Source organism: Paraburkholderia sp. BL17N1, assembly GCF_003634175.1.
Classification (GTDB): Bacteria; Pseudomonadota; Gammaproteobacteria; order Burkholderiales; family Burkholderiaceae; genus Paraburkholderia.
The window spans coordinates 3,483,792-3,505,632 of record NZ_RBIW01000001.1 but is presented as its reverse complement, the minus strand read 5'-3'; the positions used below and the strand labels follow the sequence as shown (position 1 = coordinate 3,505,632).

Here is a 21,841-nt window from a genome sequence, read left to right as displayed (position 1 = left end):
CGGGGTCAGCAGGCAGAATACACAAAAAAGCACGCTCGTTCAATTCGCGTCTTTTTATTTTTAGGCGGGGTTTCCCCTGGCAAGCGGCGTCAATGGACAGTCCTTTTCGTCTTCGAGCGCCGAAGGCAGCACGTGATTGCGGAAAATGTCGCGCAGCTTGAGCTTCTGCAGCTTGCCGGTCGCCGTGTGCGGCAATTCGTCGACAAACGCGACGTCGTCGGGAATCCACCATTTGGCGACCTTGCCGTCGTAGAAGGCCAGCAACTCTTCACGTGTGACCTCGAAGCCGGGGCGCTTGACGACTACCAGCAGCGGCCGCTCAGTCCATTTCGGATGCGCGCACGCAATGCACGCCGCTTCGGCCACGGCGGGATGCGCGATCGCCACGTTCTCGATGTCGATCGAACTGATCCATTCGCCACCGGACTTGATTACGTCTTTCGAGCGGTCGGTGATATGCAGAAAACTGTCGCGGTCGATGGTGGCGACGTCGCCGGTGGGAAACCAGCCGTCCACGAGCGGCGAGTCGTCTTTGCGGAAATAGCGGTCGATCACCCACGGTCCGCGCACGTGCAGATCGCCGAACGCGACGCCGTCCCAAGGCAGTTCGCGGCCATCGTCGCCGACGATTTTCATATCGACGCCATAGAGCACGTGCCCCTGCTTCTCAAGCAATGTGCGCTGTTCTTCGAGCGGACGCTGACTTTGTTCCCACGTCAGTTTGGACAGCGTGCCGAGCGGCGACATTTCGGTCATGCCCCACGCATGGATTACCTGCACGCCGTAGTCGTCCTCGAAGGTGCGCAGCATGGCCGGCGGACAGGCCGAACCGCCGATCACCGTGCGATTGAGGGACGAAAACCGCACCTTCGTCTCGCGCAAATAGTTGAGCAGTCCAAGCCACACGGTCGGCACGCCGGCCGAATACGTGACGCGTTCGCTCTCCATCAATTCGTACAGCGACTTGCCGTCCAGGTCCTTGCCGGGGAACACGAGCTTCGCGCCGGTCAGCGGCGCCGCGTGCGGAATGCCCCATGCGTTCACATGAAACATCGGCACGACGGGCAGCACGCAGTCGCGCGCGGAGAGGCTCATGGCGTCCGGCAATGACGCGCCAAACGCATGCAGCACCGTCGAACGATGCGAATACAGTGCGCCCTTCGGATTCCCGGTCGTGCCGGATGTGTAGCACAGGTACGAGGCTTGCCGCTCGTCGAGCGGTGGCCATTCGTAATTGCCGTCCTGCGCGGTGACAAGCGTTTCGTAGCTGAGCGCGGGTGTCTGCATGGCGGGCAGATGCGCTTCGTCGGCGAGCGCGATCCAGCCGCGCACCTTCGGGCATTGCGGCGCCAGCACGTCGACGAGCGGCGCGAAGGTGGTGTCGAACAGCACGTAGGCGTCGTCGGCGTGATTGACGATGTAGGCGATCTGATCGGGAAAGAGGCGCGGATTGATCGTATGGCACACGGCGCCGAAACCGGTCGTGCCGTAATACGCTTCCAGATGGCGGTAGCCGTTCCACGCAAGCGTCGCGACCCGTTCACCGGGTTCGACGCCGAGCGCGATCAACGCTTGCGCAAGCTGCTTCGCGCGCTTCTCGCAATCACGATAGGTATAGCGATGCAGGTCGCCTTCGATACGCCGCGACACGATTTCGGTGCTGCCGAAATGCCGCGCGGCGTGTGCGAGCAACGAAGGCACGGTGAGCGGCACGTCCATCATCTGGCCAAGCAGCGGCGTCGTCATAAAGAGTGGTCTCCTCGGCTCGATCGTTTCAATTGGTTTGCAGCTCGGGGGGGCGCGCCTCGTCGCGCCTTCGGCGAAAAGCGCAAGGCCGGCGATCGATCTGGACAGGATCGGTACGGGATAGCTGTACGGCCGGCCAGCAGCTCCGCGGGCGCGGACTTACAATATCGGTTAATCCAGAGGCGCTCAACATGTCGTTTTCCCCAAGCATTGCAGGGTTATCCGGGCCTTTGACGGCCCTTTCCGATGCGCTCACCACATTGCACGAAAGCGCGTTCGCGCGGCTCGGCAGCGTGTTTTTGACGCGTTTGCCGGCGGCGCCGCTCAATGCGCCGTACCTCGTCGGGTTCTCCACCGAAACCGCCGCGCTGCTCGGTTTAGAGCCGGGCGTCGAGAATGATCCGGGCTTTGCCGAACTGTTCTCCGGCAACCTGACGCGCGAGTGGCCGGCCGCGGCGCTGCCTTATGCCTCGGTCTATTCCGGGCACCAGTTCGGCGTGTGGGCCGGCCAGCTCGGCGACGGCCGCGCGTTGGGTCTCGGCGAAGTCGAACATAACGGCCAGCGCTTCGAATTGCAGCTCAAAGGCGCGGGGCGCACGCCCTATTCGCGCATGGGCGATGGCCGCGCGGTATTGCGCTCGTCGATCCGCGAGTATCTGTGCTCGGAGGCGATGCATCACCTCGGCATTCCGACCACGCGCGCGCTGTGCGTGATCGGCTCCGATCAGCCGGTGCGGCGCGAGACCGTCGAAACGGCCGCCGTGGTCACGCGCGTGGCGCCGAGCTTCGTGCGCTTCGGCCACTTCGAGCACTTCTATTCGAACGATCGCACCGACGCGCTGCGCGCGCTCGCCGATCATGTGATCGAGCGTTTCTATCCGCATTGCCGCGAAGCGGACGATCCGTATCTCGCGCTGCTCGATGAAGCGGTCATCTCGACCGCCGACCTGATGGTCGAGTGGCAGGCGGTCGGCTTCTGCCACGGCGTGATGAACACCGACAACATGTCGATCCTCGGTCTCACCATCGACTATGGTCCATTCGGTTTCATGGACGGCTTCGACGCCGGCTATATCTGCAATCATTCCGATTCGCAAGGCCGATACGCGTACAAGATGCAGCCGCAGATCGCCTACTGGAACCTCTTCTGCCTCGCGCAAGGGCTGCTGCCGCTGCTGGGCGAACAGCACGAGGAAAGCGTGCGCGCGGACAAGGCGATCGAAGACGCGCAACGCGTGCTCGGCGGCTTCAAGGATCGCTTTGCCCCAGCGCTGGAGCGGCGCATGCGCGCCAAGCTCGGCCTCGAAACCGAACGCCCCGGCGACGATACGCTGGTGAATCGCCTGTTCGAAGTGATGCACGCCAATCGTGCGGATTTCACGCTGACCTTCCGCAATCTGGCGCGCGTGTCGAAGCACGACGCGAGCGGCGACACAGCGGTGCGCGATCTTTTTCTCGACCGCGCCGCGTTCGACGCCTGGGCGAACGACTATCGCGCCCGGCTGTCCGAAGAAACACGCGACGACGCCGCGCGCGCCATTGCAATGAACCGTGTGAACCCCAAATTCGTACTTCGCAACCATCTGGCGGAAACGGCGATCCGCCACGCGAAAGAGAAGGATTTTTCCGAAGTGGAACGACTGGCGGCCGTGCTGCGCCGTCCGTTCGACGAACAGCCCGAGCACGAAGCGTATGCGGGGCTGCCGCCGGACTGGGCGAGCTCGCTGGAAGTGAGCTGCTCGTCGTGACGCGTTAAACGACTTCTGTTTGTGCGTAGTGATGTATTGAGCCGAATCTGCTCACCATCTAGCTGCCCCTCAAAACAAGCCCGAGACAGGAACCGACCATGAACAAACCCGACGAACTCAAGACCGACGCCCCCGCCGTGCAGAAAGACGACGCCGAGTGGCGCAAGCAGCTTTCCGACATCGAATATCAGGTGACGCGCCACGCCGCCACCGAGCGTCCGTTCACCGGCCGCTACCACGACCACTGGGACCGCGGCATCTATGACTGCGTCTGTTGCGGCACGCCGCTGTTCGAATCGGACACCAAGTTCGATGCCGGTTGCGGCTGGCCGAGCTACTTCAAGCCAATCGACGGCGAAGTGATCAAGGAGAAAACCGACCGCTCGCACGGCATGCTGCGCATCGAGGTGGAATGCAAGAACTGCGGCGCGCATTTGGGCCACGTCTTTGAAGACGGACCCGCGCCGACCGGTCTGCGGTACTGCATCAATTCAGCTGCGTTACAATTCGAGCCCAAGTAACGCAGCGCGGAGTCCGGCGCGTTGCCGGCCGGCGTCCGCGCCATCAGGCGCGCGCCGGCTGCGACACCCTTCATCCAGCTTGCGAAGCGGTCGCCCCGACGCTTCGCACTGCGCCCTTATTCTCCGGCTCACTCTCCGCTCAATTTCCGACCTCCCGACCAGATAATGAAATTCCTGTTCGATCTGTTCCCGATCATCCTGTTCTTCGTCGCCTTCAAGATCTGGGGCATTTTCACGGCGACGGCAGTGGCGATCGTCGCCACGCTGGTGCAGATCGCGTGGGTGGCCTTCCGCCACCGCAAGGTCGATCCGATGCTGTGGGTGAGCCTCGGCGTCGTTACCGTGTTCGGCGGCGCGACGCTCGTGCTGCACAACGACACCTTCATCAAATGGAAGCCGACCGTGCTGTACTGGGCGTTTTCAGTGGCGCTGATCGTCTCGCAACTGGCCTTCAACAAGAACCTGATCGAAGCGATGATGGGCAAGCAGATCACGCTGCCGCACGCGATCTGGGGCAAGCTGAGTGTCGTCTGGGCGATCTTTTTCGTGCTGCTCGGACTGGTGAACCTGTTCGTCGCGTACAACTACACCACCGACCAGTGGGTCAATTTCAAGCTGTTCGGCGCCACCGGCTGCCTGGTGGTGTTCATCGTCGGGCAGAGTTTGTGGTTGTCGAAGTATATGAAGGAAGAATGACATGACGAGCGACGCCGATGTATTCATGCACGCCACCACCGCCGAGCGCGCCGCACTGATCGAGGCACGCCTCGCCGCCGCACTGGCGCCGGTCGCTTCGCTCCAGATCACCGACGACAGCGCGCAGCACGCCGGTCATGCCGGCGCCTCCGCCGGTGGTCATTTCAGTGTCACGATCGTGGCTGCCGCATTCGCCGGCAAGGCCCGCGTGGCGCGGCATCGCATGGTGTATGATGCGCTGGCCGATGCCATGCAGCGCGGCATCCATGCCCTTGCCATCACGGCGTATACGCCCGAAGAATTCGCTTTGTTGCCCCGCTAGGAAAATTTTCGATGACCTTGAAGAAAACCCGCCTTTGGGTATTGCTGGCTGCATGTGCAGCCGCACCTGCATTCGCACAGAACATCGCCGTCGTGAACGGCACGCCGATTCCGAAAGCGCGCGCCGATGCGCTGATCGACCAGCTGGTTCATCAAGGCCAGCAAAATACGCCGCAACTGCAAACGGCCGTGCGCGAAGAACTGGTGAACCGCGAGATCCTCATGCAGGAAGCGCTGCGCCGCGGTTTGCCGAATCGTCCGGACGTCAAGGCGCAAATCGCCGTCGCACAGCAAACCGTGGTGCTGCGCGCGCTGATCGAAGACTTCGTGAAGAACAACACGCCGAGCGACGCCGAAGTCACCGCGCGTTACAACGCGCTGATCAAGGACGCGGGCGGCAAGGAATATCACCTGCACCACATCCTCGTGGACAACGAGCAGCAGGCCAAGGACCTGATCGCGAAGATCAAGGCCGGCGCAAGCTTCGAGGATCTGGCCAAGCAATTCTCGAAGGACCCGGGATCGGGCAAGAACGGCGGCGATCTGGACTGGTCGGACCCGAAGGCCTACGTGCCTGAATTCGCGGACGCGGCCACGCATCTGCAGAAAGGCCAGATGACCGACACGCCGGTGCATACGCAATTCGGCTGGCACATCATCCGTGTCGACGACGTGCGCAACATCACGCCGCCGCCGCTGGAGCAAGTGCGCCCGCAGATCGTGCAGCAGATCCAGCAGGAAAAGCTGCAAGCGTTCGAGGAAGGTTTGCGTAAGAACGCGAAGATTCAGTAAGCTGAGTTCGATTGTGCTCGAGGCGCTGTTCAGTCAATGACTGAACAGCGCCTTTTTCATTGGGATTGCTCGCAATCACTTGCGCAAGGCGCGGCTCATTTCCGCAAGCGGCATCGCCACGATCGAATCGAGCAGGCGGACCTCGCCGGCATTCGGCTGCGCGATTTCGTCGACGCTGCGGCGGGTGTCCGCCACGCGGGCGTCGAGCGTGGCCAGCATCTCATCCAGCAATCTTTCCGAACCCTTCGGCGAAAGACGAAGCGCGTCGCCGAATGCGAGCATGTTCTTTCTGTTGATCTGCGCGAATTGAGTGGCGTCTCCGACCGGCATGGTCAGGTCGCAGTGCGGCCAACGGTCCCGCTGCTGCGGCTGATAGGTCGGCGTGTGATAGACGACCGTGCTCACCAGATCGTAGAACGGCGCCAGCCTGTAACCGCGAGCGGTAACGAAGAACGAGAGGTTTTTCAGGTGTGAGTCGGCATTGCCGATGAGCACATTGAAGATCGCCCAGCGGAATACATCGAGACGCGCCACTGCCCGCGTGCTCGTTTTCTCGATGGCATCCCTGAGCACCTGTGCGGTCGCATTCTGATACTTGAAGCTGCGGTCGTAGTTCAACAACTGCATGGCGTCGACGGTATGCAGCCGCCGAGCCGGCTCACTGCTCGTGTCACGGTCGAAACGATCGATCAGGTAACAGGCCGAAGGCACACGTAAAAAATGCGTAGGCGGAACACGCACGCCCATTGCGCGCGCCAGCTGCATGCAGAAAAACTCGTTGATCGCCGAATGCGGATAGCCCGTGCTGCGCATGTCGGGCTTGAGCAGATGCATGGACGGCTCGCTGCCCACGGGTTCCAGCAGTTCGTAGTGCGGCGCGTTGCCTCGCAAGGTCAGCAGCAGCTTCTGTTGGGCGCCCGCCGCGGACATGCGTTTGGGCGCCGTGGCGGTGAGCGCGTGCTGTGGCATCGCCTGAATGCGTGCCTCCAGATTCGCTTGCGACAACGGCTGCAGTCCGCCAGGCGACTCCTGTTCGCCCTCTGTGAGCAACGTCAAGGCGCCGGCGGATTCCCGGCCGTAATAGGCAAGCAGGCCCCACGCGTCGCTCGCATCGACCTTGGCCTCCCGCGCGAGCGCACTGCGCATTTCCTCCTCGGGCAGCAGGTTGTCGAAGAACCATTGCACCGGCCGCTGGCTCGACCCGTCGACGAAAGGCTCGGCTACCAGTGGGAAAGCGGGTGAAAGCGCAAACACGTCCTCACGGCCCAGCCAGCCTTGGTCGTAGGCAAATGACCAGACACCGCTGTCATCGCTCACGACGCCCACGCGCCGGCCATTCGCATACGCGACCAGCGTTCTAGCCGCCATGGGAACTCCGGCGACGATGGGACGCCTTGCTGGAGACGTCTGCGGGAATATCCACGGAAACCTCGGCGCGCAGGGTGATGCCCAGTTCGCTGAGGAGATGCAGCACCTTGCCGATCTGCGCCGTGGGCTTACCTGCCTCGATGTGCGTGATGAACTTGGGAGACAGGCCGCTCGCGGTGGCGACGTCGTCGCGCGTCAAGCCCTGCGCGAGCCTGGACGCCCGCACGAGATCGCCTAACTCCGTCATGTTGCCGATGAAAACCGTGGACTCCATCACTCGCCCTCGTGTACGTTCGTACCCGCTCGGGAACATTATGCCACGAGACTGCCGTACGGAGCCGGTTTCGTACCCGAGCGGATACGAGTCGGCACGCCGAGGCGGCAATAGGGACGCTCCGTACCCGATCGGGTACGAAAGATGGACAAATGCGGGAATATGAGCGTGGCCGTACCCGAGCGGATACGAACTAAATATTGTCAGTCTGGGAGCCGCCGTGCAGGCCGACGGACGCGCGTCGCCATCCGCCGTCCTTTCACCTCGCACAACCGCGCGGCCGCGGCGCGAGCAAGCTGCCGCGTAGCACTGCGCGGCAGCCGTCTCACGTCATCATCCCAACCAGCGGCGCGCGTTCTGGAACACGCGCAGCCACGGGCTGGCGTCCGTGGCGCCTTCGCCCCAGCCTTCCGGGTGCCAGCTCATCTGCACCGCGCGATGCACGCGCTCGGTGTGCGGCATCAGCACCGTGAAGCGGCCGTCCGGCGTCGTCACCGACGTGATGCCGTTCGGCGATCCGTTCGGGTTGAACGGATACTGCTCGGTCGCCTGACCACGGTGATCGACATAGCGCATCGCCACCGCGACCTTCGACGCATCGCCCTGCTGCGAGAAATCCGCGTAGCCCTCGCCGTGGGCGATCGCGACCGGAATGCGCGAGCCTTCCATGCCGTTGAAGAAGAGCGACGGAGAAGCCTGCACCTCGACCAGCGAGAAGCGCGCTTCGAATTTCTCCGACTTGTTGCGGGTGAACTTCGGCCAGGCTTCGGCGCCCGGAATCATCGAAGCGAGGCTGCTCATCATCTGGCAGCCGTTGCAGATGCCGAGCGCGAACGTGTCTTCGCGGCCGAAGAACGCGGCGAACATGTCGGCCAGTTGCGCGTTGAAGCGGATCGCCTTCGCCCAGCCCTCACCGGCGCCCAGCGTGTCGCCGTACGAGAAGCCGCCGCACGCCACCGCGCCGGCGAAGTCCGCCAGATTGGCGCGGCCGGCCAGCAGATCGCTCATGTGCACGTCGTGCGCGTCGAAGCCGGCGCGGTCGAAAGCATAGGCCGTTTCGAGGTGCGAGTTGACGCCCTGCTCGCGCAGGATCGCCACGCGCGGACGCGCGCTCCTGCCGATGAACGGCGCGGCGACGTCTTCTGCCGGATCGAACGTCAGGATCGGTGAAATGCCCGGATCGGCCGCGTCGGAGAGCGCGTCGTATTCGGCGTCGGCGCACGCGGGGTTGTCGCGCAAACGTGCGATACGCCAGCTCACTTCGCTCCATGTACGATGCAATTCGGTGCGCGATGCTTCGTAAATCTTCCTGGCGTCGCGATAGATTTCGATCGTGTCGCGCTCGTTGATCTTGCCGATCACATGCGAGCACGCCGACAGCCCGTGTTCGCGCAACGCTGCGAGCACCGCGTCGCGCTCGGATGCGCGCACCTGGACGACGGCGCCAAGCTCTTCGCTGAAGAGCGCGCGGATCGTACGGTCTTCACGACGGCCGCTGGTCTGCTTGGCCCAGTCTTTGGCGTCGCCGTAATCCGATTCGTGGTTCGGATCGAGCACCAGCATGTCGACATTCAGCGACACGCCCACGTGGCCCGCGAATGCCATTTCGCACACCGTCGCCCACAGGCCGCCGTCCGAGCGGTCGTGATACGCGAGCAGCTTGCCGTCCTGGTTCAGCGCCTGGATCGCGGCGAAGAAACGTTTGAGGTCTTCCGGATCGTCCACGTCCGGCACCGTGTCGCCGACCTGCTGCGTGACCTGCGCCAAAATACTGCCGCCGAGACGATGCTTGCCGCGGCCGAGGTCGATTGCGATCAGCACGGACTCGCCCACCTCGCCGGTGCGGCGCAATTGCGGCGTGAGGTGGCGGCGCACGTCCTGAACCGGCGCGAACGCCGAGATGATCAGCGAGACCGGCGCGACCACTTCCTTCGCCACGCCGCGGTCTTCCCACTTGGTGCGCATGGACAGCGAATCCTTGCCGACCGGAATGCTGATGCCGAGCGCCGGGCACAACTCCATGCCAATCGCCTTGACCGTGTCGTAGAGCGCGGCGTCTTCGCCCGGTGCGCCGCACGCGGCCATCCAGTTCGCCGACAGCTTGAGCTTGTCGAGCGACGCGATTGGCGCCGCCGCGATGTTGGTCACGGCCTCGCCGACCGCCATGCGGCCCGAAGCCGGCGCATTGATGACAGCCAAAGGCGTGCGCTCGGCCATCGTCATGGCTTCGCCGGTGAAACCCGCGTAGTCCATCGTGGTGATCGCGACGTCGGCCACCGGCACTTGCCACGGGCCGACCATCTGGTCGCGCGCGGTCGTGCCGCCCACCGAACGGTCGCCGATCGTGATCAGGAACGACTTGCTCGCCACCGTGGGATGACGCAGCACGCTAGTCGCAACATCCGACAGCGCGATGCCGGTCACATCCACTGGTTCGAGCTTGCGCTCGACGCGTTTGACGTCGCGATGCATGCGCGGCGCCTTGCCGAGCAGCACTTCCATCGGCATGTCGACAGGCTGGTGCGCGTTGTCGTCGTTCAGTTCGGAGTCGATCAGCTTGAGCTGGCGCTCGGCGGTGGCCGTGCCGATCACGGCGAACGGGCAACGCTCGCGCTCGCACATGGCGGCGAAGGCCGGCAGATCGGCCGGCGCAATGGCCAGCACGTACCGTTCTTGCGCTTCGTTCGACCAGATTTCACGCGGCGACAAGCCGCTCTCTTCCAGCTGGATCTTGCGCAGATCGAAAAGCGCGCCCTTGCCGGCGCCGTCGACGACTTCCGGGAAAGCGTTCGAGAGACCGCCCGCGCCCACGTCGTGAATGCTCAGAATCGGGTTCTTTTCGCCAAGCTGCCAGCACGCGTTGATGACTTCCTGCGCACGGCGCTCGATTTCCGGGTTGCCGCGCTGCACCGAGTCGAAGTCGAGTTCAGCGGTGTTGGTGCCGGTCGCCATCGAGCTTGCGGCGCCGCCGCCCATGCCGATGCGCATGCCCGGGCCGCCGATCTGGATCAGCAGCGAGCCTTCCGGCAGATCGTGCTTATGCGTGTGCTGGTCCGAGATATTGCCGATGCCGCCGGCGATCATGATCGGCTTGTGATAGCCGCGCACCAGCCCCGCGACGTTCTGCTCGTAAGCGCGGAAATAGCCGCCCAGATTCGGCCGGCCAAATTCGTTATTGAACGCGGCGCCGCCGAGCGGGCCGTCGATCATGATCTGCAGCGGCGAGGCGATGCGGTCGGGGCGGCCGTACGCTTCGTGCTTGTCGTCCGGATTGCGGTGTGCGAGCGGCTGCGCGGCGTCGCGCGCGTTTTCCCACGTCTCGACGCCGTCCGGCAATTCCAGATTCGACACCGTGAAGCCCGCCAGACCGGCTTTGGGACGCGCGCCACGGCCGGTCGCGCCTTCGTCGCGGATTTCGCCGCCGGCGCCGGTCGCGGCGCCCGGGAACGGCGAGATCGCGGTCGGGTGATTGTGCGTTTCCACCTTCATCAAGGTGTGCGTGAGTTCATTGCTGCGGCGGTAGTGCTCCGGCAGCTCACTCGCGCCCAGCTCGGCCGGCGTGCGCGGGAACCAGCGCTCGGCCATGCCGCCCGCCATGATCGCCGAGTTATCCGAATACGCGACGATCGTGCCTTGCGGATTCAGCTTCTCGGTATTGCGGATCATGTTGAACAGCGAGATATCCTGCTTTTCGCCGTCGATGGTCCAGTCCGCGTTGAAAATCTTGTGGCGGCAGTGTTCGCTGTTGGCCTGCGCGAACATCATCAGTTCGACGTCGGTCGGGTTGCGGCCGAGCTTCGTGAAGGCGTCGACGAGATAGTCGATTTCGTCGTCGGCGAGCGCGAGGCCCAGTTCCGTGTTCGCCGTTTCCAGCGCGCCGCGGCCGTTGCTCAATACATCGACGGTTTGCAGCGGCTTGGCCGGCAGTTCGTCGAACAGATGCAGCGCGTGGTCACGCGACGGCGCCACGCTCTCGGTCATGCGGTCGTGCAAGGCTGCCGCGACGGCCGCACGAGCTTCGTCGGAGAGCGCCTTCCTACCGCCCAGCAGGCCGCTTTTCAGCGTGACCGTGTACTCGACGCCGCGCTCGATGCGGCGCACCTGCGTGAGGCCGCACAGATGCGCGATATCCGTTGCCTTGCTGGCCCACGGCGACACCGTGCCGAAACGCGGCACCACGAGAAAAGTCTCGGCCGTGCCGCGCTCTCTGGTTTCTTCGAGTGGATCGCCGTAGTGCATCAGCGCTTCGATCTTCGCGTTGTCTTCAGCGGAGAGCGGCGTCTGCGCGTTGACAAAGTGCAGATATTGCCCGCGCACGCCGGTGATGTTCGGATCGATGCGCGTGAGCGTGTCGAGCAGGCGGGTTTGACGGAAATCGGAAAGGGCCGAAGCGCCGGGGAAACACGAGAAGTGGGCCATGGACTTGACGTTGCGTCGCTAATGATGCCGATGAGTGATGCCGTGAGTCGCGCCGATGAGTCGCGCGTGAAGGCGACGTGAGGCGCAAAGGAAGTCCGGGATTATACCCCGGGAAGAGGCTTCCAGCGGGCCTGGCGGTGTGGCTTCGGGCAGGTTTCGAGATAGTTTCGCGGGGGCCTGGCGCAAGCTCCGCGTGGGTTCCGGGCGGCTTCCGAGCGGGTTTGGGCCGGCCTCCGGTGCGCCCACCGCGCCAATTACGCCGGCGCTCCGGCGTTGTGCCCGCGTGGCCGCGCCAGCGGTTTGACTGCTATCATTCGCCCTTTCACCAGATCGGCGCGAGCGGCCACGCAGGCGGCACGGCGCGCCGCATGTCACGCTCAACGGGCAAGCGCCGCTTCGGCGTCCCGTCGGCAAATCGAATCAGAACATGGATGTCATCGTCATCGGCGGCGGAATTGCGGGCGTCGCCACCGCTTATCAATTGCGCGCGGCCGGCCATCGGGTATGCGTCGTCGAGCGCCACGCCACGGTTGCGCAAGGCGCAACCTATGGCCACGGCGGCACCGTCCTGCCGACTCCGCTCGACGTCTGGTTCGGCCCGACTTTCATGGCTAGCCGCCAGAACGCCAAAAACGGCGTCGTCAACAAAGCCGGCTTCACCGGCTCGGCGCGCCAGTTCGTCAAGCAGCTCGTCGAGCTGCAGGAACCCAACGCATTCGGCCATCAATACGGATTGCTGCGGCCGCTGATCGAGCTGTCGCGCGACACCATGGCGGACATGGAGGCGCGCTTCGGCCTCGAGTTCGAACAGACCAGCGGCCTGCTCTATCTGGTGCGCGCCGAACAGGAATGGGAACAGCTGCGGCCCGCGCGCGGCCTGCTCCAGCTTTTCGAAGTGCCGCACCACGAGCTGACACCTGAACAATGCGCCGCGTTCGAGCACTCCGTGCGCACCGAGCCGGAATTCGCGGGCGGCGTGCTGTTCGACCAGGAGCGCACGGCCAATGCGCCGCTCTTCACCAAGCTCATCAAGCAGACGCTGGATACGCAGGGCGGCGTGCAATTCATGCTGGGCTGCGAAGTCTCGTCGATCCGTCTGGACGGCCAGCGCGCCTCGGTGGAACTGGCGCCGCAGCCGGGCGCGACCTCCCGTTCGCGCGAAGTCGATGTGATCCACGCCGACGCGGTGGTCGTGGCCGCCGGCCACGGCAGTCTGCCGCTGCTCGAGCGACTCGGCCTGCGCTTGCCGCTGCATCCGCTGCGTCTGCACACGCTGGTCGCACCGATCGCGCATGAGGAATGCGCACCGCACGTCGCCATCGTGGACGCGGTGAAGCGGATCGCGATCAGCCGCATGAACCATCGGCTGCGGATTGCGGGCGGCGCGGTCTTGCAAAGCGCCGGCCAGATCGACAAGCCCTTGGGCGAAGCGGTGACGAAGGAAGCCCTCGCCCTGCTCGGCCAGGCGACGCACGACTGGATTCCGGGCGCCGCGCGAATCTCGGTGGCCTTGCCGTGGGAAGGCGTCAAACTGCTGTCGCCGGACGGCTTGCCGGTGATCGGCAACGCACTGCATCCGCGTCTTTTCGTCAATGTGGGCCACGGCCCGGCCGGTTGGGGGCTCGCCTGCGGGTCGGGTAAGCTGGTGGCCGACCTGATTTCGGGCGGCACGCCGGACGTCCCCCCGGACACACTGGCCGCGCTGCGCGCGGATCGGTTCAGGTAAATCTCGCCGGCCCGCGCACGAACGGGCCGCAAGAGGCGCCCGCCGGGCGCTCATCGGCACTACCATAGCGATTCCCCCAGCTTTTTCGCCTGCCGCCGGGCGAACCGCCAAGCCTCGCCATGACAGAAGCCGACCAGACGCCGCCGACACTCGTCAGCCCGCACAACCGGGCGCTGCCTTTGCTTACGCTCACCGACCTGCGGATCGCCGAATCCCAGGCGGCGGCCGCCTTGCCGAAACACACGCTGATGTCGCGCGCCGGGAAATCCGCCGCGAGCTTCCTGCGCGAGCAGATCACCCGCGATACGTCGATCGAGAAATCCAGGCAGAAGGTGTGGCTCATCGCAGGGCCGGGCAACAACGGCGGCGACGCGCTGGTTCTCGCGACGGAACTCCACCAGGCCGGCATCGCCGTCGAGCTGTGCATGCCGGTCGAAGTGAAACCGGACGACGCGCGCTGGGCGCTCGACATGGCCCGCGCGACCGGCGTCGCGATCACCAGCGCGCCGCCCGCCACGCTGGACGGCTACCGCTGGCTGGTGGACGGCATGTTCGGCATCGGCCTGACGCGTCCGCTCGAAGGCGTGTTCGCGGCCGTCGCCCGGCAGCTTTCGCAACGCGCCAAAGCACGGCCGCGCAAAGGCGGCGTGCTGGCGCTCGACGTGCCGAGCGGCCTCGACAGCGACACCGGCACCGTTGTGGGCAATGGCGCCGGCGCCGCCGTCCATGCCACCCACACGATCACCTTCATCGGCGCCAAACCCGGGCTCTTCACCGCGCAAGGGCGCGATCTCGCCGGCGCCGTCACGGTCGCGCCGATCGGCGTCGACACGAGCGGCCGCACGGCCGTGCAACTGAATGCCCCCGAACTCTTCGCCGCCTTCCTGCCGCCGCGCGATTTCGCGACCAACAAGGGCAGCTTCGGCAGCCTCGCCGTGGTCGGCGGCGACACCGGCATGTGCGGCGCGCCGATCCTCGCCTCTCGCGCGGCGCTGTTCACCGGCGCGGGCAAGGTGCACGTCGCGCTGCTAGGCGAAGGCGCCCCGCCCTACGATCCGCCGCACCCTGAACTCATGCTGCATGCCGTCGACGATCTGCCGCTCGACCAGATGGACGCGCTCGCCGTCGGCTGCGGCATGGGGCATCGCGAACGCGCCACGCGCGTGATGCACGACGTGCTGCAACTCGACGTCCCCAAGCTGTTCGACGCGGACGCGCTGAACCTGATCTCGAAAGACGCCGCGCTTGCCGCCGATGTCACCGCGCGCGGCGTGCAAGGCGATCCGTGCATCCTCACGCCGCACCCGCTCGAAGCCGCGCGCCTGCTCGGCACCGACGCGCCGGGCGTGCAGCGCGACCGCCTCGCCGCGGCGCGCTCGCTCGCCGCGCGCTACGCGGCCGTGGTCGTGCTCAAAGGCACGGGCACCGTCATCGCGGCCGCCGACGGGCGCCTCGCGATCAATCCGACCGGCAACGCCGCGCTCGCGACGGGCGGCACCGGCGACGTGCTCGGCGGCATCATCGGCGCGCTGCTCGCGCAGCATCTGCCGCGCTACGAAGCCGCACTTGCGGGCGTCTATCTGCACGGCCTTGCCGCCGAGACCCTGAGCGCGCAAGGCCACGGTCCCGCCGGCCTGACCGCGGGCGAACTCGCGCCGATGGTGCGGACCTTGCTCAACCGCTTGTTTTATTCGGCAACGGAGTGCTGAAGCTGTCCGTCCCAACCTATGGATGGACGGCCCAAACCGCTGCCGTCCGTCACGCAACGCCGTTATACTGACTGACTGCGCCGCGCGTCGGAGCCACTGCGGGTGACGGCGAATTTTCACCGCCACCCATGGCGAACCGGGCCGCGCGGCATCGCTCTAACAGCATCGTTGCATCATCCTCGGCAGCGCTTCACGCGCGCGCCTTTCTTCGTGCCACTTGGTTAGACGGACGCTATGACCCAGAACTCGCTCCCCTCCTGGTCCTCGCTGCAAACGCATTACGACAAGATTCGCGATGCGCACATGCGCGACTGGTTCGCCCCCGAGAACGATCCCGCCCCTACCCGTGCCGAGCGCTTTGCGTTCGCGGGCGGCGGTCTCGCGGCCGATTTCTCGAAGAACCGCATCACCGAAGAAACGCTGAAACTGCTCGTGCAAGTCGCGCGCGAAGCCGGCGTCGAGAAGCGCCGCGACGCCATGTTCGCGGGCGACATCGTCAACCCGACGGAAGGCCGCGCCGTGCTGCACACGGCTTTACGTGCCACCGACCCGAAAGCGCCGTTCTACGCGCAAGTGCAGGCCGAGCGCGCCAAAATGGCCGCGTTCGCCAACCAGGTGCGCAGCGGCGAGTGGAAAGGCTATACCGGCAAGCGGATCCGCTATGTCGTGAACATCGGCATCGGCGGCTCGGATCTCGGGCCGAAGATGGTCGTGCATGCGCTGCATCATCTGGCCACGCCGGAGATCACCACGCACTTCGTGTCCAATGTGGACGGCGCCGATCTGTACAACGTCATGCAGCAGATCGATCCCGAAGAGACGCTTGCGATCATCGTCTCCAAGACTTTCACCACGCTCGAAACCATGACCAATGCGCGCTCGCTGCGCGACTGGTTCATTGAGAAAGGCTGCCCGGAAAGCGCGCTGGCGAAGCACTTTGTCGGCGTGTCGGCGAATCCCGCGGAAGTGGTCAAGTTCGGCATCGCGAAAGAGAACGTCTTCGAAATGTGGGACTGGGTCGGCGGACGCTATTCGCTATGGTCGGCCGTCGGTCTGTCGATCATGATCGCGATCGGACCGCAGCAGTTCGACGAACTGCTCGCCGGTGCCAACGAGATGGACCAGCATTTCCGCGACGCGCCGCTCGAGAAGAATCTGCCGGTGTTGCTCGGCATGATCGGCATCTGGTATCGCAACTTCTTCGGCTCGCAAAGCTACCTGGTCGCGCCGTATTCGCAGGCGCTGCATTTCCTGCCTTCGTATCTGCAACAGCTCGAAATGGAGAGCAACGGCAAGTCGGCGCGTCTGGATGGCGCGATGGTCGACTACCCGACCGCCGCGGTGACGTGGGGCGAACCGGGCACGAACGGTCAGCACGCGTTCTTCCAGATGCTGCACCAGGGCCCGACGATCGTGCCGATCGACTTTATCGCGGTGTTGACGCCGGAGCATCCGCTCGTCAGCCATCATCCGAAGCTGCTCGCCAATTGCCTTGCGCAGAGCGAAGCGCTGATGGTCGGCCGCACGCTCGAAGAAGCGAAGAAAGTGGCCGGCGCGGACAAGCCTGAACTGGCACCGCACCTGGTGTTTCCGGGCAACCGTCCGACCACCACGCTGCTCGTCGAGGCGCTCACCGCACGTTCGCTCGGCGCATTGATCGCGTTGTACGAGCACAAGGTGCTCGTACAGGGGACGGTATGGAACATCAACTCCTTCGATCAGTGGGGCGTGGAGTTGGGCAAGATTCTCGGCAAGGTGGTCGAAGCCGATCTGACGGCGCCGAGTGCCGATGTGAAGAAGCATGATTCTTCGACGTCGGCGTTGATCGCGCGGGCGCGGGCGGCGTTGAAGAAGTGATGGTGAGCGGCGCGGTGGTTCGCGCTGCTTGATTTGAATGGCGTGGTTGCCCGATACCGGAAGCCACCATGAAAAAGCGGGCCCTTGCGGCCCGCTTTGCTTTTGTCGCGACGTTCGACGCTCGACGCTCGCTCAGGCGAGACGTCCCGCCTCGATCGTCACTGTCGTATCGCAGCGGCGCGCCAGTTCGATGTCATGCGTGACGAGAATCAACGTCGCGCCGTTCGCGCGGTTCATCTCGAACATCAGATCGATCACCGCGTGACCGGTGGCGGCGTCGAGACTGCCGGTCGGTTCGTCCGCGAACAGGATCGCCGGGTGTGTGACGAACGCGCGTGCGAGCGCGACGCGCTGCTGCTCGCCGCCCGACAGCAGCTTCGGATAGTGACTGGTGCGCTTGCCAAGACCCACCTGCTCAAGCAAGCCGCGCGCACGCGTTGCGGCCTCGCGCGTGCCGATGCCGCCTAGCAACTCCAGCGGCAACGTAACGTTCTCGAGCGCGGTCAAATGTGGCATCAGTTGAAACGACTGGAACACGAAGCCGACGGAGCCGCTGCGCAACGCGGCGCGCTCGTCTTCATTCAGTTCGCCGAGTTCGCGGCCGAGCAACCGAACCGAGCCCGAACTCGCGCTGTCCAATCCTGCGAGCAAGCCGAGCAGCGTAGACTTGCCCGACCCGGATGCACCGACGATTGCCACACTGCTGCCGGCATCGATAGCAAGATCGATGTCGTCGAGAATCGTCAGTTCGCCTGTTGCATCGTTAACCTTCTTGCACAAACCCCGCACTTCAATGACTGGATCAGTTTTGTTTAGCATGGTGAAGCGTAGGTTGAAAGTGCGTGCCATGACGTCTCGCGCCACGGCGTTGACAACGGCATGCGGCTGCGCCGCTGTGGCCGCCACCCTGTTTCTTTCCGTGAGCTTCACGGCGCGGGCTGCCAACGCGCCCGAACCGGCCAAGCCGGTGATCGTCGTGCTCGGCGACAGCATCTCCGCCGAATACGGCCTGCCCCGCGACACGGGCTGGGTTGCGTTGATGCGCCAGCGCCTCGCCGACGAGCGAATCGATTATAGCGTCGCCAACGCGAGCATTAGCGGCGACACCACGAGCGGCGGACGAGCCCGCTTGCCGGCGCTCATGCAACGCCTGAAGCCGAGCATCGTGATCGTCGAACTCGGCGCCAACGACGCGTTGCGCGGCGTGCCGCTCTCCACCACCGAAGACAACCTGCGCACGATCATCGAGCAGGCTCAGCAAGGTCACGCGAAGGTCGTGCTGGTGGGCATGTACGTGCCGCCTAATTACGGCCCCGACTACACGCAAAAGTTCCATGGCTTGTACGGCGAACTGTCGAAGCAACTGCGTGTGCCGCTCGTGCCGTTTCTGCTCGCCGGCATCGCCGACAAACCCGATATGTTCCAGGCCGATCAGATTCATCCCACCCAGCAGGCACAGCCAGTGCTACTTAACAACGTGTGGCCCGCAGTCAAGCCACTCCTTCGCACAAGTTCGCCGCACTGAAAAATCTGCTAACAACTTGTTTCCAGAACTGTGGGAACGCGGATCGGTAAGTTCTCTCTGACACTTTCGTAATCCCGCGTAACCGGCTCGATTTTGAGCGACTTTTGAGGAGATAACGTGAAATATTTACCGTTAATCGCTTTGACCGTGGCAATTTCTGCCTGCGCCGCTCAACCGCCCGCTGGCGTTCAGTCCGTAGGCGAAAGCCAGCAACCGCCGAAGGCTGTCGCTACCTGCATCGCGCAGAAGTGGGCCGACAGCTCGCAGCAACAGGTCGTCTCGCAAGACACTTTGGCTAACGATCAAGCCATGGATGTATATGTTCCGGGTCAGCAGCCGCCCAACGGCGCCGCCGCTGTCGTACGTCCGTCGTACTCGGGCAAGGGCACCTGGGTCGGCTTCCGCGCCGGTGGCGCTGGCGGCAGCAACGCCACAAGCGCGATCAGCGGCTGCCTGTAACGCTCACAGCGTGTCGCAGCTGACCGTTTGACGAGCTTGCACTCGTCAAATGAAAAAGCCCCGCATTCCGCGGGGCTTTTTTGCGTTCGGGCGGTCTTACTCGCCGCTCGCCTGGGCATTGCTGCTGTCGAGAGAACCGTAGAACTTCACCTTCGAACGCGCGCGCACTGCTTCGACATAGGCCTCTGCTTCGGACTGCGCATCGACCTGTGCGATCTGTTGCTGCGCTGCAGCCAGACGTTGCGGATCGACCGTGTTACCCGCTACCACCGCGTTCACGCGATAGATCGCATAACCGTCGTCGCCGAGATCCACACCGACGTAAGCCGGCAATTTTTGCGCGTCCGCCTTGTAGATTGCACTCAATGCGGCCGGCGGCACGCCTTGCGCGTCGTTGCGCGACACCTTCAACGGCGACGAGAAGCCCGTCGTTGCCTTCGACTTTTCGAACTCGGCCAGTTTGGCCACGCCGTCCTTGTGAGCCGCTTCATCCGACTGAACCGCGATCACTTTCTGACGCACCGCGTCCTTGACGGCGTCGAGCGCCGGCACTGCCGCGGCCTTATAGTCGGTCACGCGCGCCGCGATCAACGTGTTGCCGCCGACGTCGATGGCCTGCGTGTTGTTGCGTGCCGTCGTGGCGTCATTAGCGAACACCGCGGCGAGGAACTTCGCATTGTTCAGCGGGCTGTCAGGCGCGAGCTTCGGATCCGGCTGCGGCGTGACCGTGGCAGTCTGCACTTGCAGCTTGTACTTGTCGGCGGCCGGTTGCAGGCTCTTCGCCTTTTCATAGACGATCGACGTGAAGCCTTCCGAATCGTCGGTGAATGCCTTGCTGGCCAACTGCGTCTTCAGGTCTTTCGAGATCTGATCCTTCACTTCGTCGAACGGCTTCGTGACCGCCGGTTTCACGTCCGTCACCTTGACGATGTGATAGCCGAAGTCGGTCTGCACGATGCCGCTGACTTCGTCTTTCTTCAGCGCGAACACGGCGTCGTCAAACGCCTGGCCGCCCGCGATCATGCCGCGGCCGAAGTAGCCCAGATCGCCGCCCTTCGACGCCGAACCCGGGTCCTGTGAGTTCTGCTGCGCGATCTGCGCGAACTGATCCGGATGCGCCTTGATCTGTGCGAGCAACTCTTCGGCCTTCTGTTTCGCCTTGGCTTTGTCGGCCGCGCTCGCGTCTTTCGGCGCCGCGATCACGATGTGGCTCGCACGCACCTGACCGTCGGTACGGTAGTGCGCGATGTTGTCGTCGTAGTACTTCTTCAGATCGGCGTCGCTCGGCTGCGCGGAAGCGGCGAGCGTTGCCGGCGACATGACGAGATACTGAATCGTGGCCGTGGCCGGCGTGGCGAATTCATTGCGATGCGCGTCGTAATACGCTTGCAGTTGCACGTCGGTAGGCTGCACCTTCGCGGCGTAGTCGCGCGGATGGAACGCAATGCCCTGCACTTCGCGCTGTTGCTCCGCAAGTTCGGTCAGATGCTGTGCGAGCGTTTTCGACGTGAACGCGCTGCCTTGAATGCTGGCCGGCAACTGCTGCGTGGCGATGCTGTAGCGCACGCGCTCGTCGTACTGGTCGGGCGTCATGCCCTGCATGGCGAGCAACTGCTTGTAGCGATCGACGTCGATCGTGCCGTCAGGATTCTTCAGCGACGAGATCACCGGATCGTTCATCAACACGCGGCGCACGGCGTCGTCGGACGCGGTGAGATGCAGGCGCTGTGTTTCATCGGCCAGCACGCGTTGCTCGATCAGACCATCGAGCATCTGCGCGCGGCGTTCCGGCGTGTCGAACGACTTCATATCGAACTGCGCGCCGAGCATCTGACGGGCGCGGTCGAGTTGCTGACGCATCGCGTTGTCGTATTCAGCGCGCGTGATCTTGTGACCGTTGACGCTCGCGACGTTTGCACTTTCGTCAAAGAAGCCGCGAAAGCCCTGAATACCCACAAAACCCAACCCCGGCACAATGACGAGGATGAGCATGAACATCATCAGGCGTTTGTGATTGCGGAAAAAATCGAGCATGCGTGAGGAGTGCCAAAAACAGAACGCCCGATCTTACAACAGCGGGCAATAAAAAAGGCGAACCGGAGTTCGCCTTTCGAGGATACTGGCGGAGTGGACGGGACTCGAACCCGCGACCCCCGGCGTGACAGGCCGGTATTCTAACCGACTGAACTACCACTCCTTATGTTGCGCTGGAACACTTAACCGAATCTGAAACTGGTGGGTGCTGAGAGGCTCGAACTCCCGACCTACGCCTTGTAAGGGCGCCGCTCTACCAACTGAGCTAAGCACCCGTTTCATGATTCAGTGCTGCTTTCCTGCTTCCACCTGCTGCCCGATCTTCGTCTATCGACGTCCCTCAAGCAGCAAGCCCATCAGTTTAGCGCATCCTTCAGAGCTTTGCCAGGCCTAAATTTGGGGACCTTCGCCGCCTTGATTTTGATGGCGGCGCCAGTGCGCGGATTGCGCCCGGTGCGCGCGGAGCGCTTGCCGACCGCGAACGTGCCAAAACCGACCAACGTCACCGAACCGCCCTTCTTCAACGTACCTTTGACACCATCGATCACTGCGTCGAGTGCACGGCCTGCCGCTGCCTTCGAAATGTCGGCTTGCTGCGCAACGTGATCGATCAATTCCGTCTTGTTCATCCCAACCCCCGAGAATG

Annotated in this window: 17 protein-coding genes and 2 tRNA genes; 10 read left to right on the top strand and 9 right to left on the bottom strand. The window is 64.0% G+C overall.

Translation table 11 applies throughout. The features are described from left to right. Nucleotides 1–60: 60 nt before the first annotated feature. Nucleotides 61–1,746 carry a 3-(methylthio)propionyl-CoA ligase gene (locus B0G82_RS15835; RefSeq protein ID WP_121307898.1) on the bottom strand — a complete coding sequence of 562 codons (1,686 nt, stop codon included), beginning with the start codon at nt 1,744–1,746 and terminating at the stop codon, nt 61–63. Between the two features lie 191 nt (nt 1,747–1,937). On the opposite strand from B0G82_RS15835, the gene B0G82_RS15830 reads away from it, so the two are divergent. The 5 genes from B0G82_RS15830 to B0G82_RS15810 all read left to right on the top strand — a co-directional run bounded on the left by B0G82_RS15830 (nt 1,938) and on the right by B0G82_RS15810 (nt 5,824). Continuing rightward, nucleotides 1,938–3,494, top strand: coding sequence for a protein adenylyltransferase SelO (locus B0G82_RS15830; protein WP_121307897.1), 1,557 nt, complete (start codon nt 1,938–1,940; stop codon nt 3,492–3,494). A 98-nt stretch (nt 3,495–3,592) separates the two neighbouring features. Then, nucleotides 3,593–4,015: a peptide-methionine (R)-S-oxide reductase MsrB gene (gene msrB / locus B0G82_RS15825; RefSeq protein ID WP_012432931.1), complete on the top strand. Its 423-nt coding sequence runs from the start codon at nt 3,593–3,595 to the stop codon at nt 4,013–4,015. A gap of 165 nt (nt 4,016–4,180) precedes the next feature. Next, nucleotides 4,181–4,711: a septation protein A gene (locus B0G82_RS15820; protein WP_012432930.1), complete on the top strand. Its 531-nt coding sequence runs from the start codon at nt 4,181–4,183 to the stop codon at nt 4,709–4,711. A 1-nt stretch (nt 4,712) separates the two neighbouring features. After that, nucleotides 4,713–5,033 carry a BolA family protein gene (locus B0G82_RS15815; protein WP_116141259.1) on the top strand — a complete coding sequence of 107 codons (321 nt, stop codon included), beginning with the start codon at nt 4,713–4,715 and terminating at the stop codon, nt 5,031–5,033. An 11-nt stretch (nt 5,034–5,044) separates the two neighbouring features. Beyond that, complete coding sequence (locus tag B0G82_RS15810; protein WP_116141257.1) at nt 5,045–5,824, top strand: peptidylprolyl isomerase; 780 nt, start codon at nt 5,045–5,047, stop codon at nt 5,822–5,824. Between the two features lie 75 nt (nt 5,825–5,899). Here the strand turns inward: B0G82_RS15810 and B0G82_RS15805 are convergent, their stop codons facing one another. The 3 genes from B0G82_RS15805 to purL all read right to left on the bottom strand — a co-directional run bounded on the left by B0G82_RS15805 (nt 5,900) and on the right by purL (nt 11,885). Then, nucleotides 5,900–7,192, bottom strand: coding sequence for a HipA domain-containing protein (locus B0G82_RS15805; RefSeq protein ID WP_121307896.1), 1,293 nt, complete (start codon nt 7,190–7,192; stop codon nt 5,900–5,902). After that, entirely contained in the window at nt 7,182–7,466 is a 285-nt protein-coding gene (locus B0G82_RS15800) for a helix-turn-helix domain-containing protein (RefSeq protein WP_121307895.1), read from the bottom strand. Before B0G82_RS15800 ends, B0G82_RS15805 begins: the two co-directional genes overlap by 11 nt. A gap of 333 nt (nt 7,467–7,799) precedes the next feature. Beyond that, the gene (gene purL, locus B0G82_RS15795; RefSeq protein ID WP_121307894.1) at nt 7,800–11,885 is read right to left on the bottom strand and encodes a phosphoribosylformylglycinamidine synthase; all 4,086 of its coding nucleotides are present in this window, start codon (nt 11,883–11,885) and stop codon (nt 7,800–7,802) included. A 427-nt stretch (nt 11,886–12,312) separates the two neighbouring features. On the opposite strand from purL, the gene B0G82_RS15790 reads away from it, so the two are divergent. From B0G82_RS15790 to pgi, 3 genes are all read left to right on the top strand, one after another. After that, the gene (locus B0G82_RS15790; RefSeq protein ID WP_116141250.1) at nt 12,313–13,611 is read left to right on the top strand and encodes an FAD-dependent oxidoreductase; all 1,299 of its coding nucleotides are present in this window, start codon (nt 12,313–12,315) and stop codon (nt 13,609–13,611) included. Between the two features lie 119 nt (nt 13,612–13,730). After that, entirely contained in the window at nt 13,731–15,320 is a 1,590-nt protein-coding gene (locus B0G82_RS15785; RefSeq protein ID WP_121307893.1) for an NAD(P)H-hydrate dehydratase, read from the top strand. 234 nt (nt 15,321–15,554) lie between these two features. After that, nucleotides 15,555–17,177, top strand: a complete 1,623-nt coding sequence (gene pgi, locus B0G82_RS15780) for a glucose-6-phosphate isomerase (protein WP_121307892.1) — start codon at nt 15,555–15,557, stop codon at nt 17,175–17,177. A 132-nt stretch (nt 17,178–17,309) separates the two neighbouring features. On the opposite strand, the gene B0G82_RS15775 is transcribed toward pgi, so the two are convergent. Next, the gene (locus B0G82_RS15775) at nt 17,310–17,996 is read right to left on the bottom strand and encodes an ABC transporter ATP-binding protein (protein ID WP_106281089.1); all 687 of its coding nucleotides are present in this window, start codon (nt 17,994–17,996) and stop codon (nt 17,310–17,312) included. Nucleotides 17,997–18,024: 28 nt separating this feature from the next. Between B0G82_RS15775 and B0G82_RS15770 the strand changes: the two genes are divergently transcribed. Together B0G82_RS15770 and B0G82_RS15765 are read left to right on the top strand one after the other, a co-directional pair. Next, on the top strand, nt 18,025–18,702 hold the full coding sequence (locus B0G82_RS15770; protein WP_241974593.1) for an arylesterase: 678 nt from the start codon (nt 18,025–18,027) through the stop codon (nt 18,700–18,702). A 117-nt stretch (nt 18,703–18,819) separates the two neighbouring features. Beyond that, a complete protein-coding gene (locus B0G82_RS15765; protein ID WP_116141242.1) occupies nt 18,820–19,161 on the top strand; it encodes a hypothetical protein in 342 nt (113 codons plus the stop codon). Nucleotides 19,162–19,257: 96 nt separating this feature from the next. On the opposite strand, the gene B0G82_RS15760 is transcribed toward B0G82_RS15765, so the two are convergent. From B0G82_RS15760 to B0G82_RS15745, 4 genes are all read right to left on the bottom strand, one after another. Continuing rightward, nucleotides 19,258–21,195: a SurA N-terminal domain-containing protein gene (locus tag B0G82_RS15760; protein ID WP_121307891.1), complete on the bottom strand. Its 1,938-nt coding sequence runs from the start codon at nt 21,193–21,195 to the stop codon at nt 19,258–19,260. An 86-nt stretch (nt 21,196–21,281) separates the two neighbouring features. Next, nucleotides 21,282–21,358: transfer RNA gene (locus B0G82_RS15755), tRNA-Asp, on the bottom strand. Nucleotides 21,359–21,394: 36 nt separating this feature from the next. Beyond that, nucleotides 21,395–21,470: transfer RNA gene (locus B0G82_RS15750), tRNA-Val, on the bottom strand. An 81-nt stretch (nt 21,471–21,551) separates the two neighbouring features. After that, the gene (locus B0G82_RS15745) at nt 21,552–21,824 is read right to left on the bottom strand and encodes an HU family DNA-binding protein (RefSeq protein WP_106283479.1); all 273 of its coding nucleotides are present in this window, start codon (nt 21,822–21,824) and stop codon (nt 21,552–21,554) included. Nucleotides 21,825–21,841: the final 17 nt, after the last annotated feature.

Bases quoted from the DNA above. Each gene is read 5' to 3' on its own strand.
- B0G82_RS15820 (WP_012432930.1), top strand. From the start codon at position 4,181: ATGAAATTCCTGTTCGATCTGTTCCCGATCATCCTGTTCTTCGTCGCC.
- B0G82_RS15830 (WP_121307897.1), top strand. From the start codon at position 1,938: ATGTCGTTTTCCCCAAGCATTGCAGGGTTATCCGGGCCTTTGACGGCC.
- B0G82_RS15760 (WP_121307891.1), bottom strand. From the start codon at position 21,195: ATGCTCGATTTTTTCCGCAATCACAAACGCCTGATGATGTTCATGCTC.
- B0G82_RS15835 (WP_121307898.1), bottom strand. From the start codon at position 1,746: ATGACGACGCCGCTGCTTGGCCAGATGATGGACGTGCCGCTCACCGTG.
- B0G82_RS15815 (WP_116141259.1), top strand. From the start codon at position 4,713: ATGACGAGCGACGCCGATGTATTCATGCACGCCACCACCGCCGAGCGC.
- B0G82_RS15745 (WP_106283479.1), bottom strand. From the start codon at position 21,824: ATGAACAAGACGGAATTGATCGATCACGTTGCGCAGCAAGCCGACATT.
- B0G82_RS15805 (WP_121307896.1), bottom strand. From the start codon at position 7,192: ATGGCGGCTAGAACGCTGGTCGCGTATGCGAATGGCCGGCGCGTGGGC.
- B0G82_RS15775 (WP_106281089.1), bottom strand. From the start codon at position 17,996: ATGCTAAACAAAACTGATCCAGTCATTGAAGTGCGGGGTTTGTGCAAG.
- B0G82_RS15770 (WP_241974593.1), top strand. From the start codon at position 18,025: ATGACGTCTCGCGCCACGGCGTTGACAACGGCATGCGGCTGCGCCGCT.
- purL (WP_121307894.1), bottom strand. From the start codon at position 11,885: ATGGCCCACTTCTCGTGTTTCCCCGGCGCTTCGGCCCTTTCCGATTTC.
- B0G82_RS15800 (WP_121307895.1), bottom strand. From the start codon at position 7,466: ATGGAGTCCACGGTTTTCATCGGCAACATGACGGAGTTAGGCGATCTC.
- msrB (WP_012432931.1), top strand. From the start codon at position 3,593: ATGAACAAACCCGACGAACTCAAGACCGACGCCCCCGCCGTGCAGAAA.
- B0G82_RS15810 (WP_116141257.1), top strand. From the start codon at position 5,045: ATGACCTTGAAGAAAACCCGCCTTTGGGTATTGCTGGCTGCATGTGCA.
- B0G82_RS15790 (WP_116141250.1), top strand. From the start codon at position 12,313: ATGGATGTCATCGTCATCGGCGGCGGAATTGCGGGCGTCGCCACCGCT.
- pgi (WP_121307892.1), top strand. From the start codon at position 15,555: ATGACCCAGAACTCGCTCCCCTCCTGGTCCTCGCTGCAAACGCATTAC.
- B0G82_RS15785 (WP_121307893.1), top strand. From the start codon at position 13,731: ATGACAGAAGCCGACCAGACGCCGCCGACACTCGTCAGCCCGCACAAC.